Here is a 12,747-nt window from a genome sequence, read left to right as displayed (position 1 = left end):
ATGCTGCCGTAGGCAGATAAATTCAAATCCATCGGCTTTTAACGTTCGCCTCCGCCACTGTCCAGCCGACAAACAAAACCGGCCGCATTCTGATGAAGGAATGCGGCCGGCTGAGATTTCAAATCAAGTTCAGGCGCGAAAATTACATTTCCGCGGCAGCATCGCCGTCATCGGCATCCGGACCACCATTCTGCAGGAAACGATCGGCGATAAGGCCGGCATTCTGGCGCAGCGCCAGCTCGATCTCGCGGGCGAGATCCGGATTGTCACGCAGGAAGGTCTTGGCGTTTTCGCGACCCTGGCCGAGACGCTGGCTGTTATAGGAGAACCAGGCACCCGACTTCTCGACGATACCGGCCTTGACGCCGAGATCGACGAGTTCGCCCGTCTTGGACACGCCTTCGCCGTACATGATGTCGAACTCGACCTGCTTGAAAGGAGGCGCCATCTTGTTCTTGACGACCTTGACGCGGGTCTGGTTGCCGACCACCTCTTCGCGCTCCTTGACCGAGCCGATGCGGCGAATGTCGAGGCGCACGGAGGCATAGAATTTCAGCGCATTGCCGCCGGTCGTCGTTTCCGGAGAACCGAACATGACGCCGATCTTCATGCGAATCTGGTTGATGAAGATCACCATGCAGTTCGACTTGGAGATCGACGCGGTCAGCTTGCGCAGCGCCTGGCTCATCAGGCGGGCCTGCATGCCCGGCAGGCTGTCGCCCATCTCGCCTTCGATTTCGGCGCGCGGCGTCAGCGCGGCGACCGAGTCGACGACGAGAACGTCGACGGCGCCGGAGCGCACCAGCGTGTCGGTGATTTCGAGCGCCTGCTCTCCGGTATCTGGCTGCGAGATCAGCAGATTCTGAAGATCGACGCCAAGCTTACGGGCATAGACTGGATCGAGCGCGTGTTCGGCATCGACGAAGGCGCAGATGCCGCCCTTCTTCTGCGATTCCGCAATGGTCTGCAGCGCAAGCGTTGTTTTGCCCGAGCTTTCCGGCCCATAGATTTCAATGATGCGGCCCTTCGGCAAGCCGCCAATTCCGAGCGCGATATCGAGACCAAGCGAGCCCGTCGAAACCGTCTCGATCTCGACGACGTTCTCGTTGGAGCCGAGTTTCATGATCGAGCCCTTGCCGAACGACCGCTCTATCTGTGAGAGTGCCGCTTCAAGCGCCTTGCTTTTGTCCACCGATTTGTCCTCTACCAGCCGCAATGTATTCTGAGACATCCGATCCACCTTTAGGTTATTGAAGCCGCTCAAGCAATGTCGAGTTTGTACCCTATTTGTTCCATTCCCGCAATAGGCGCACAAACATTTGAAAGAAAAAGGTAAAAGGGCCCGTGTTCTACATTTGTTTTATCGATGCAAAGCAACGGCTTAGACCCCCTGCGCAAGCTTTGCCGCAGCCGGGCAAAGAGCATCGATTCGCCCTTCGCACTTTATGATCCCGGGTAAGTTGATGAAAAAGATTCTCGTTCTCGGCGGTGCCCATATCGACAGGCGTGGCCGCATCTCCGGCGAAACGGCGCAAGGCGCCAGCAATCCCGGCACCTGGTTCGAGGAGCCGGGCGGCGGCGGTTTCAATGCGGCGCGTAACCTTGCAAGATTGGGCTTTCACGTGACGATGATCTCGCCGCGCGGCGGCGATCCCTTCGGCGAAATGGTCGGCGAAGCTGCTGATTTCGCCGGAATCGACGACCGGCCTTTCGTCTTCCTCGACCGCAAGACACCGAGCTATACGGCGATCATCGAGAAGAACGGCGACCTCGTGATCGCCCTTGCCGACATGGATCTCTACCGTTTCTTCGTGCCGCGGCGCCTGTCCATCCGCTGGGTGCGCGAGGCCTTCGCCGCCCATGATTTCATTCTCGTCGACGCCAATCTGCCGGAAGAGACAATCGCGGCGATCGTCGCCAAGGCGAACTCCCTGGCCAAACCCGTTGCGGCCATCGCCATCTCGCCGGCCAAGGTGGTCCGGCTGAAACCCTGCATTAGGGATATCGATTATCTGTTCCTGAACGAGGCCGAAGCCGCCGCCGTTACCGGCTTGCAGCCGGAGGATTCGGGCGGTTGGCCGCCGCTCCTGAATGAGATCGGCATCAGAAACGCCGTCGTCACCCGCGGACGGCGCGAGCTCGTTGCGATTTGCAAAGACCGCGCCGTGGCGCTGCAGCCGCCAATCGCCGAAACCGTCGCCGATGTTACCGGCGCCGGCGATTCCCTTGCCGCCGTCACGCTCGCCGCCTTGATATCAGGCCTGCCGCTCGAGGAGGCCGTTCGCTACGGCGCGGCGGCGGCAGCGCTCACGGTGCAGTCACGGCACGCCGTCAACGAAAATCTGACTCCGGATCTCTTGAATGAGGCGCTTGCCCTTGTTCCCAAGGTCAGAATTCTGCATTGAAGCGGCTGAATTAAAGAGTTGAGCAAGATGCCGTTTCGAAAGCCGCCCACGCTTTTGGTATCATGCTCTGCCGATCACAGGACAAGACCATGACCAAGCCCATCTCCCCTCTTCTGCCGATCGCCTATTCGAAGGAGGTCGCCAGCGCCAAGCAGCGCGGCGCGCCACTGGTGGCGCTGGAATCGACCATCATCACCCATGGCATGCCCTATCCCGGCAATATCGAAATGGCGCGCAGCGTCGAGACGATCATTCGCGAACAGGGCGCGGTGCCGGCGACGATCGCGGTCATCCACGGCACCCTTCATATCGGCCTTGAAGCTGCGCAACTTGAGCAGCTTGCCAAGGCAAAGGAGGTCATGAAGGTGTCACGCGCCGATCTCGCCTTCGCGATCGCCGAACGGCGCACCGGCGCAACGACGGTTGCTGCGACGATGATCGCGGCGGCCCGCGCCGGCATTCGTGTCTTTGCCACAGGCGGCATCGGCGGCGTGCATCGCGGCGCCGAGGAAAGCTTCGATATATCAGCCGATCTTGAGGAATTGGCGCGCACCGACGTTATCGTCGTCTGCGCCGGCGCCAAGGCGATCCTTGACATTCCAAAGACGCTTGAAGTGCTGGAGACCCGCGGCGTACCTGTGGTCACCTATGAGAGCGAAGAATTCCCCGCCTTCTGGTCGCGTTCATCAGGTATCCGCAGCCCGCTCTCGCTGAACAGCCCGGCGGCCATCGCCAATTTCCAGACGGTGCGCGAACAGCTCGGCATCGACGGCGGCATGCTCGTCGCCAATCCGGTGCCGGAAGCCGACGAAATCGCGCGTGAGGAGATGGAGATCTATATCGAGCGGGCGCTTGATAGTGCCGAACGCGACGAAATCACCGGCAAGGCGGTGACGCCTTATCTACTCTCGACCATTTTCGACCTGACGGACGGCCAGAGCCTGAAGACGAATATCGCGCTGGTGGAAAACAATGCGCGGCTTGCGGCAGAGATTGCCGTGGCGTTGGGTGAGTAATTGGTGGATTCGTTTTGTCGGCTTGAGGATTTTCAGAGAGGGTTGGCCGTGTGCACCCCCCTCTGTCCTGCCGGACATCTCCCCCACTAGGGTGGAGATCGGCAAGAGGCCGGACCATCGTTCCCTCGCTACAGTAGCGGAACAATCATACGGCAGTTGTTTGAGGAATCCATCGGGCCCAGCCGATCTCCCCACCTGTGGGGGAGATGCCCGACAGGCAGAGGGGAGTGCCACATAGTGTGCCTCTCCGCAAACCATCAAGCCGTAATCAGCTATCCAACGTTTCCTTCACCACCACGGCAAGCTGCTTCAGCGAGAACGGTTTCGGCAAAAATCCGAATTTCGCATCCGGCGGCAGATTGCGGGCGAAGGCGTCCTCGGCATAGCCGGAAACGAAGATGAATTTCAGGTCGGGATAGTTCTTACGCAACTCGCGCAGCAGCGTCGGGCCATCCATTTCGGGCATAACCACGTCGGAAACGACGATGTCGACCTTGCCCTCGAGCTCCTCCATGATGCTCAGCGCCTCGACGCCCGAGCCAGCCTCATGCACGGTGTAGCCGCGCGTTTCCAGCATGCGCTTGCCGCCGCGGCGCACCGCTTCCTCGTCTTCGACGAGAAGGACGACGGCCGAGCCGGTCAGGTCCTCCGGCTGCTGCGCGGCCACCGCCGGCGCGGCTGGGACTTCATTGATGGCGTTGTCGATCGAACCCGCCTCCGCGGCAATCGCCGGCTCCGGGATATAGCGCGGCAGGAAGACTCGGAAGGTCGTGCCTTTGCCGACTTCGGATTCCGGCTGGATGTAGCCGCCCGACTGCTTGACGATGCCGTAGACCATGGCGAGACCAAGCCCGGTGCCCTTGCCGACATCCTTGGTGGTGAAGAAGGGCTCGAAAATCTTGTCCATGATCTCGGGCGCGATGCCTGTACCAGTATCGGCGACCTCGACCAGCACCATGTCCTCGGCCGGCATGTAGGAATAATTGAAGGCCGCGACCTCGGCTGCGGTCAAATTGCGGGTGCGCAGCGTCAGCGTGCCGCCGTCAGGCATGGCGTCGCGCGCATTGACACAGAGATTGATGAGCACCTGCTCGAATTGCGAAAGGTCGGTTTTGACGGGCCAGAGATCGCGGCCATATTGCACATCGAGCTTGACATTGGTGCCGGAGAGCAGCCGGTCGACCAGCATGCGCAGGTCGCCGACGACATCGGTGAGGTTCAGAACCGAGGGCCGCATGGTCTGCTTGCGTGAGAAGGCGAGCAACTGGCGCACCAGCACCGCGGCGCGGTTGGCGTTGCGCTTGATCTCCATCAGGTCCGCGAAGCTTGCATCGGAAGGACGCGCCTGCAGCAGCAGGTGATCGGAAGAAAGCAGGATCGCCGTCAGGACGTTGTTGAAATCATGCGCGATACCGCCGGCGAGCGTTCCGACAGCGTTCATCTTCTGCGTCTGCGCCATCTGCGCTTCCAGCGCCTTCTGCTCGGTCACCTCGACGGCATAGACGATCGCCGCCTCTTCCGGCGCCTCGTCGCTCTGGTCGATAACGGCGTTGACATAAAAGCGGAAATAGCGGGCCTCGTCTGTCGGCGTGCGGGTGTCGAGCGGCGGGATGTCGCTCTGCCGGTCCTTGGCGGCCGTCAGCGCCGCGGCCAGTTGCGGTCGATCGCTCTCCTGCACGATCGTTTCTAGATACGGCGCCTTTTCCAGGTCATCGCGCGAGACGATGCCGGAGAACAGCTTGAGGAACGGCGCGTTGGTGCGCAGGATGCGTCCGTCGCCGTCGACCGAGGCGATCGCCATCGGGGTATTGTTGAAGAAGCGGGTGAAGCGCATGGCGGCAGCCGAAGCGGACTGGCCGCTCTCGCTGCTCTTTCCGCGCGCCAGCACGATCGTCCGGCTTTCGCCAGGCGCGCCATCGCGCATCGAGGTGACGCTGTGAATTATCTGCACCGGCAGGCTCTGGCCGTTGGTCTTGCGCAGATCGAGATCCAGCGTCACGGTTTTTTTCAGGCCGGGCTCGGCCTGCACCGACTGGATCAGCGCCAGCCCCTCGCCCGCCACCAGGTCGCCGATCGACATCGAGCCCGGCAGGAACTTGGTTAGGTCGAGGCCCAGCCACTCTGCAAGCGTCGCGTTCAGGTAGAAGATCTCGCCCTTCCTGCCGGCGGAGAAGAAGCCGGCCGGCGCGTGGTCGAGATAATCGATCGCATTCTGCAGCTCCTTGAAGAAGCGCTCCTGATCGTCGCGTTCGGCGGTGATGTCAGTGATCTGCCAGATCTGCAGCGGCTTGCCGCCACCATCCTCCGGCTGCAGCAGCCGCACCTTCAGCCGGTACCAATGCGCGCCCGAGCTGTTGCTGCCGGGCCCGACGGCGCGCAGCAGGCGGAATTCCTCCCGGCCCTCCTTGCCCTCGCGCAGACCATTGATCAGCCGGTAGAGCGCCTCGTTGGATTCGCGGTGCCGCGACAGCAGCGTTTCCAGTGTCTGCACTTCTGTTGCCTTGCGCGCGCCGGTGAGCGCGCCATAGGCGGCGTTGGCATAGATGATCCGGCCCTTTTCGTCGGTGATCAGCGTGCCGTCCGGGTGGCTGTTGAGGAAGGCGCGCGCCAAGCTGTCGGACTGGCGCTGCGGCATCACCTCGATGAAGCCGATAACGGAAGATACCAGGAAGAAGATGCCGACCATGGCGAGAACGCCGAGACCGCCGAGCACCATCTCGTTGTCGAGCGATCGCTTGAAGACGACAAAAGCCCCTGCGGCCGCGATCAGCACGAGCGCCAGGAGAAGAATGCGCAAAACCGTGCCAGAACGCCCCCCACGATCCACAAGCGGTGCGTTATAGTCGTCGACCTGACGCGGTTTCGTCATATATTCCTCGCATAAGCCTTTCCCACCTCGTAGCACGAACAAGAAGCGGGAATCAGGCGCTCTTTCCTTCTTAGCAATTTGCCACGCCGGCAAAAACACCGGTCGCCGGCAAGACCGCTTGAATTCACAGGCAAGAGCGCCATCTGCGCCGGATACCTGCGGCAGCGTCCCGCGCGAAGCCGGCAGCTGCAATTCGGCATAACACGAAATCGCGTTCGTGCATGGCTGGACAGGACCGGCTACCCTTGCCTAAGGAACGGAAAAGTCGTCAATATGTGCCGAATATGAAATGGAGTGAGTGACCATGTTCGATGATCTTGTCGCAGCCTATGGCAGCCGTTTCCTGCTTGCGGCCGGTGGCGTCGGCCTGGCGCTCCTCCTGCTCATTCTCGCACTCTGGCTGATGCGAGGTCGCGCCCCTTCGCCCTTCGTACGCGGCGGCCGTAACCGTCAGCCCCGCCTGCAGGTACTGGATGCGGCAGCCGTCGACGCCCGCCGCCGGCTGGTGCTGGTGCGCCGAGATGATGTCGAGCATCTTATCATGATCGGTGGCCCGACCGATATCGTCATTGAAAGCCGCATCCTGCCGGAGAAGTCCGAACAGCCGGAAAGCCTCTCACGCCCGGAGCCTGCCGCCGGGCGGCCGATCGCAGTCCCCCGGCCGGAAACACCGCCTGTTTCCGCCGCCCGTGCGCCGGTCACGCCCAGCGCCGAGCCCTCCTTCGCTGCGCCCGCGTCGGAGCCGCGGCCGCGCCCCGAACCATCGGCCCCGCCCACCATGCCGCCGCCGGTGGCCACCAGCCCTCTTCCGCCAGAACCGGCGACGGCACCTCTATCGGCCGAACGCGACCAACCCCTGCGCGCTGCCTCGCCCCAGCCGCGCACCCCGGAGCGCCCCTCTGCTCCCGCCAGCGCGCAACCGGCATCGTTCCAGGATACCGCAAGCGCCGCCGAAATCCTGGATGCCGCCCGCCAGCGCGTGCTGCCGCAGCAGCGCATCGAGCCCGAGGTCTCCGCCCCGGATATGCCGGCGCCGCGCACCGCTGCCGCTACGGCCGAGGATGATGCGGCTGCGCAATCGGCAGCGGCGATCCGCCGTGATTTCCAACGGGTGTTGGAAGAGGAAATGTCGAACAATCTGACGGCCGAGCGGATCGTGCCGGCCCCGGCAAACCGGGCCCCTCGCCAGGCCGCACCGCAGCCGGCCAACCAGCCGCGCCGTGATCCCGAGCTTGCCCCCATCACCGGTGCCGACACCGACCTGCAGAAAGAAGTCGCCCGCATTTTCGGCGAAATGAGCGTCAACCGCGACAAGTAAGACAAACGCTTACATCTCGGTTGTCATCCGTTAGCTTCGTCATTAAGTTGCATAAAAGCCGCAATGCTGCGGCTTTCACCTCGCCAACACCTTGGGGACTCCCTATCACGCCGATCATTTGCTATCGATCAGGTTGAAGAGCATTGGCGCATCCGAGGTAGACTTTGCCTAAGTAAATACCGGTCTCACCCCAGTTTCACCCGTGTAGCCGTAAGCGACGCGCTGGCGGCATGCGAACATGTTCATCGGGTGGTGGCGAGAGACCGGTTTGGCATTGTTACAGTGTGCCATGTGCAGCTCCGCTGTCTCAGCTCTTCAGCCGCCCACACATCGCCATACCGCGCCCGGAAGGGTTTTCTCATGCACCATCTTGGTGGACTTCCGAACGGAAGACCAAGAGGATATGTGCAAGACACTTCGGGTCCGATGGACCATCACTCCCAAAACGGCGCCCCAGCCATGGATTGCCTGCGGTGGATGCGGGGGCCTCAGAGCTTTCCGATCGAGCGGCAAGGTCCGGCTCAATGCCAACGGTCGCAAGCTCGACGCCTGGCTGATTTACAAATGCCTGATCTGCGAAAGGACATGGAACCGCCCGATCTTCGAACGCCGGAATATTCGAGATGTCGATCCGATCATTCTCGACGCGCTGCAGTCCAACGACCCGGACTGGATTCGGGCGGAAACCTTCAATCTTGATGCGCTGCGGCACAAGTCACAGCGTGTGGACGAGTTCGCCGAATTCGACATCGCCAAGGAGATCCGGCACGAGCCCGCAGGCTGGACGAGGTTGGAAATCGAACTGGCGGCTCCGTTTCCAACGAGCATACGCCTGGATCGGCTGCTGGCCGGCGAGTTGCAGATGTCACGCTCCCGCCTCCAGGCTCTTCACGATCGGGGCCTCTGTCGAACAGAGCCCGACCGGGCCGACATCATGCGACGGCGGATCATGAATGGCACCCTCGTCACAACCGATCTCCCCACGCAGGCGGAGCGGGAACCAATCTGGAAAGCTCTGGCGACTGACTCTTTCCCGTAACCTCCTCTTCGACACGCCGGGAGATGGCTCAACAAAAAGCGCCGCGATTAGATCGCGGCGCTGAATTTGTCTCATCTCTGCATGGGGATGGTCATTCGTCGCGGTAGACCTTTTCGCGACGTTCGTGGCGCTCCTGCGCCTCGATCGACAGCGTCGCGATCGGGCGGGCGTCGAGACGCTTGAGACCGATCGGTTCGCCGGTTTCCTCGCAATAGCCGTAGGTGCCGTCCTCGATGCGCTGCAGCGCCGCGTCAATCTTGGAGATCAATTTTCTCTGCCGGTCGCGGGCGCGAAGTTCGATCGCCCGGTCGGTTTCCGAAGACGCCCTGTCGGCGAGATCGGGATGGTTTGCGCTTTCCTCGGCCAGATGGTCGAGTGTTTCGCGCGCTTCTCTAAGGATATCGTTTTTCCAGGCGACCAGCTTTGCCCTGAAGTAGGCACGCTGGTTTACGTTCATGAATTCTTCCTCTTCCGAGGGAACGTAATTGCTAAGATCGATCTTCTCACTCAACGCGATTCTCCTGAAGAACATCTCATCTGGCGGGGTGTATATCCCAAGCGCTAGCCGCGATTCAAGCCAAATACGACAGCTAAACAGATTTTTAAATCTGTTACAATTTTCAGCTAACGGACTATTTTCTCATGATTATTCGCCGCCGCAATTTTCGTCTCCTCTTCAAAACGCCGTGTTTTCGGCCACGTTTTGGGCCGTTGCGGCATGGCTGGCGGTTGACGGCGGAGGATCGCAACCGCTACTGAAAAGACCCGCCGATCCTGGATTTGCCCATGACCGTACCGCTGCCTCCGCCCAATCGCATCTATCTCCTGCGTCATGCCGAGGCCGCCTGGGCAGAACCCGGACAGCGCGATTTCGACCGGCCGCTCAACGAAAAAGGTTACGGCGATGCCGAGGTTATCGCCGACAAAGCCGCCGACAAGGGCTACCGTCCCGATCTTCTGATCAGTTCGACGGCGCTGCGCTGCCGCGACACCGCCGATGCCGTCCATCGGGCGATGGGTGTGGCACTGGACGTGAATTACATCGACGCGCTCTACAACGCCACGGTCGATACCTATGTCGAGATCGTCGATGCGCAGGATAAGGCCGCCGTCATGCTGATCGGCCACAACCCGACGATCGAGCAGGCGCTTGAGGCGCTGATCGGCCACGAGGCTATGGTGAACGCACTTCCCGCCGGCTTTCCGACGGCGGGCCTCGCCGTTGTCGATTTTGACGCTTCCGCAAGCGGCTGGCGCCTTATCGATTTCCTCGTCGTCTGAAGTCTTTCGCTGCGCTTCTTTTTCAGGCGAAGCAGTCTTCCTATATTGCCGGCAGTCATCAACCGGAATTGCGCCTTGCCGCCACGCCTGACATCCCTCGCCGACGACGCGCGCATCGCGTTTGATAATCTCGCCGACAGGGCAAGCGGCCTCGTCAATCCGACCGTGCGGCTCGGCGTCACCGGCCTCTCCCGTTCCGGCAAGACGGTCTTCATCTCCTCGCTTGTTCACAATCTCCTGCATGGCGGCCGGCTGCCGCTGTTCGAGCCGGTGCAGTCGGGGCGCGTTTCAGCCGTGCGGCTGGAGCCGCAGCCAGATGACGCTGTGCCCCGTTTCCAATATGAGGATCATATCCGGGCGCTGGTGAAGGATCGCGTCTGGCCGGATTCCACTCGCGCCATTTCCGAACTGCGCATCACGCTCGATTATCAGAGCGCCAGCGGCTGGAACCGCCTGTTCTCTCCCGGCCGGCTGTCAATCGATATCGTCGATTATCCAGGGGAATGGCTGCTCGACCTGCCGCTGCTCGGCAAGGATTACCGCACCTTCAGCGAGGAAACGATCGCGCTTGCGCAAATCGGCGTGCGCTCCGAACTGTCGCGGCAATGGTTGGCTCTGACCCGTGCCGCCGATCTAAATGCCGGCGCCGACGAGATGGCTGCCCGCGCGCTTGCCACCGCCTTTGCGGATTACCTCAAGGCCTGCAAGGCCGACGAGCGCTCGCTATCCACCTTGCCGCCCGGACGCCTGCTTCTACCCGGCGATCTCGACGGCTCGCCGGCGCTGACTTTCGCCCCGCTCGTCCTGCCGCCGGGCACACGTCCCGATCGCGGCTCGCTCTGGACGATGATGGAGCGGCGTTACGAGGCCTATAAATCCGTCGTCGTCAAACCATTTTTCCGCGAGCATTTCGCCCGGCTCGACCGCCAGATCGTGCTCGTCGACGCGCTGCAGGCCATGAACCGCGGCCCCGAAGCCGTCCAGGATCTCGAGCGCGCGCTGACCGACGTGCTCGCCTGTTTCCGCCCGGGCACCAATTCGCTGCTCTCGTCGCTGCTGGGGCGCCGCATCGACCGTGTGCTGGTCGCCGCAACCAAGGCCGACCATCTCCATCATGAGAGCCATGATCGGCTCGATGCGCTGACCCGCCGCCTCGTCGATCGCGCCATCGCCCGCATCGGCATGGCCGGAGCCGGCATCGACGTGATGGCGCTCGCCTCCGTACGCGCCACGCGCGAGGCATCGGTCAAACGCGACGGCCATGAACTGCCTGTCATCGTCGGCACGCCGATGGAGGGCGAAACCATTGCCGGCGAACGATTCGACGGCCAGAGAAAGACCGCGATCTTCCCCGGAGACCTGCCGCGGGATCCGGAAAGCCTGTTCGACCGCATCGCTTCCGGCGAGACCGCCGATATCCTGCCCGACGTTAACGTCGTCAGATTCCGCCCACCCCATCTCGAGGAGACCGGCGGGGGCATCAAGCTCTCGGTGCCGCATATCCGCCTTGACCGCGCCATGCAGTTCCTGTTCGGAGACCGTCTCGCATGAGTAAGCCCCCCTCCGATTTGCCGCACCGCCCACCCGCCGCCTTCGCCTATGAGGATGAGGCTGCCGTGCCGCGCGACAATGGTCGGCAACAGCAAGGCCGGCGCAGACCGGAAAGCTTCTCGGACGACATCGTCTTGACGCCCGACGAGGAGGATCCCTTCATCAATCCGGACAAGGATGCGAGCGCAGTGCCGGTGGCAACACCGCGCAAGCGGCGCCCCTCCTTCGGCCAGATCGCACTAAGCGCCTTCGGGATCCTGCTGTCGCTCGGCATCGGCCTCTGGACCGACCGCCTGATCCGCGATCTCTTCACCCGCGCCGACTGGCTGGGCTATGCAGCTCTTGGCGTGCTGGCGATCGGCATTCTCGCCGTTCTCGCCCTCGTCATCCGCGAAACCGCGGGCATGATGCGCCTTGCCGCTGTTCAGGCGATCAAGGCGGAAGCAGAGGCAGCGATCCTCGAAACGCGGCCGGCGAAAGCGCGCGCCGTCGTTGCGCGCCTCACTACGCTTCTTGCGGCCAATCCCGAGACATCGAAGGGACGCGCGACGCTGAAGGCGACCGAGGGTGAGGTCATCGACCCCCCGCATCTGATCGCCCTAGCCGAACGCGAGCTGCTGGCCCCACTCGACCGCAAAGCGCGGGCGCTCATCGTCAACGCCTCCAAGCGTGTCTCGATCGTCACCGCCGTCAGCCCGCGCGCGATCGTCGATCTGCTTTATGTGCTCTACGAGTCCGTGCGCCTCATCCGCGCCATGGCCGAGCTCTACGGAGGCCGCCCCGGCACGCTCGGCATGTTCCGCCTCCTGCGTGACGTGCTGGCCCACCTCGCCGTCACCGGCTCGATCGCTGTTGGCGACAGTCTCGTCCAGCAGGTGCTCGGCCACGGGCTGGCCTCAAAGCTATCGGCCCGACTCGGCGAGGGCGTGATCAACGGTCTGATGACTGCTCGCATCGGAATCGCCGCGATGGATCTTTGTCGTCCACTTGCCTTTCGCGCGGTAAAGCGACCGGGAATCGGCGATTTTATCGGCGATCTCACACCTTCAATGTCGCCGCGCGGCAACAATCCTTAACTGACGAGGCGATTCCGCAGCTCTCACCTTCCCTCAGGTGAAGTTGGCGAAGTTAAGTAGATTCAACACTGTAGCCGCCAGATCCTAAAATCCGCGCGGCATGACAGAAATCCAATCCCTCGCATTTCGACACAATCGAAAGGAAGGATTAACCATTCTTCGGCAAAACTTGGCACCAGTTCGTGAGTGGTG

10 protein-coding genes are annotated in these 12,747 nt (G+C 62.1%); 7 read left to right on the top strand and 3 right to left on the bottom strand.

The window, feature by feature from the left end:
• Positions 1 to 142: 142 nt before the first annotated feature.
• Positions 143 to 1,231, bottom strand: coding sequence for a recombinase RecA (gene recA / locus FHT70_RS08355; protein WP_085780083.1), 1,089 nt, complete (start codon positions 1,229 to 1,231; stop codon positions 143 to 145).
• A gap of 229 nt (positions 1,232 to 1,460) precedes the next feature.
• Between recA and FHT70_RS08350 the strand changes: the two genes are divergently transcribed.
• Complete coding sequence (locus FHT70_RS08350; protein WP_183700231.1) at positions 1,461 to 2,405, top strand: carbohydrate kinase family protein; 945 nt, start codon at positions 1,461 to 1,463, stop codon at positions 2,403 to 2,405.
• 89 nt (positions 2,406 to 2,494) lie between these two features.
• The gene (locus tag FHT70_RS08345; RefSeq protein WP_183700229.1) at positions 2,495 to 3,421 is read left to right on the top strand and encodes a pseudouridine-5'-phosphate glycosidase; all 927 of its coding nucleotides are present in this window, start codon (positions 2,495 to 2,497) and stop codon (positions 3,419 to 3,421) included.
• Positions 3,422 to 3,689: 268 nt separating this feature from the next.
• On the opposite strand, the gene FHT70_RS08340 is transcribed toward FHT70_RS08345, so the two are convergent.
• Positions 3,690 to 6,290, bottom strand: coding sequence for a PAS domain-containing sensor histidine kinase (locus FHT70_RS08340; protein WP_183700227.1), 2,601 nt, complete (start codon positions 6,288 to 6,290; stop codon positions 3,690 to 3,692).
• 304 nt (positions 6,291 to 6,594) lie between these two features.
• On the opposite strand from FHT70_RS08340, the gene FHT70_RS08335 reads away from it, so the two are divergent.
• Together FHT70_RS08335 and FHT70_RS08330 are read left to right on the top strand one after the other, a co-directional pair.
• The gene (locus FHT70_RS08335; protein WP_183700225.1) at positions 6,595 to 7,608 is read left to right on the top strand and encodes a flagellar biosynthetic protein FliO; all 1,014 of its coding nucleotides are present in this window, start codon (positions 6,595 to 6,597) and stop codon (positions 7,606 to 7,608) included.
• Between the two features lie 403 nt (positions 7,609 to 8,011).
• Positions 8,012 to 8,647 (top strand): DUF1062 domain-containing protein, encoded by a 636-nt coding sequence (locus tag FHT70_RS08330; RefSeq protein WP_183700444.1) that lies wholly within the window; start codon positions 8,012 to 8,014, stop codon positions 8,645 to 8,647.
• Positions 8,648 to 8,738: 91 nt separating this feature from the next.
• Here FHT70_RS08330 and dksA read toward each other — a convergent pair whose 3' ends face one another.
• Positions 8,739 to 9,158 (bottom strand): RNA polymerase-binding protein DksA, encoded by a 420-nt coding sequence (gene dksA / locus FHT70_RS08325; RefSeq protein WP_008525884.1) that lies wholly within the window; start codon positions 9,156 to 9,158, stop codon positions 8,739 to 8,741.
• 275 nt (positions 9,159 to 9,433) lie between these two features.
• On the opposite strand from dksA, the gene FHT70_RS08320 reads away from it, so the two are divergent.
• From FHT70_RS08320 to FHT70_RS08310, 3 genes are all read left to right on the top strand, one after another.
• The gene (locus FHT70_RS08320) at positions 9,434 to 9,928 is read left to right on the top strand and encodes a histidine phosphatase family protein (protein WP_085778348.1); all 495 of its coding nucleotides are present in this window, start codon (positions 9,434 to 9,436) and stop codon (positions 9,926 to 9,928) included.
• A 75-nt stretch (positions 9,929 to 10,003) separates the two neighbouring features.
• Positions 10,004 to 11,479 carry a YcjX family protein gene (locus FHT70_RS08315; RefSeq protein WP_183700224.1) on the top strand — a complete coding sequence of 492 codons (1,476 nt, stop codon included), beginning with the start codon at positions 10,004 to 10,006 and terminating at the stop codon, positions 11,477 to 11,479.
• Positions 11,476 to 12,555, top strand: a complete 1,080-nt coding sequence (locus tag FHT70_RS08310; RefSeq protein ID WP_183700222.1) for a TIGR01620 family protein — start codon at positions 11,476 to 11,478, stop codon at positions 12,553 to 12,555. The genes FHT70_RS08315 and FHT70_RS08310 overlap by 4 nt, the downstream gene beginning before the upstream one ends.
• Positions 12,556 to 12,747 lie beyond the last annotated feature (192 nt).

Origin of the sequence: Rhizobium sp. BK049 (assembly GCF_014193135.1) — a bacterium.
GTDB lineage: Bacteria > Pseudomonadota > Alphaproteobacteria > Rhizobiales > Rhizobiaceae > Rhizobium.
This window is presented reverse-complemented; position numbering and strand designations above follow the sequence as displayed.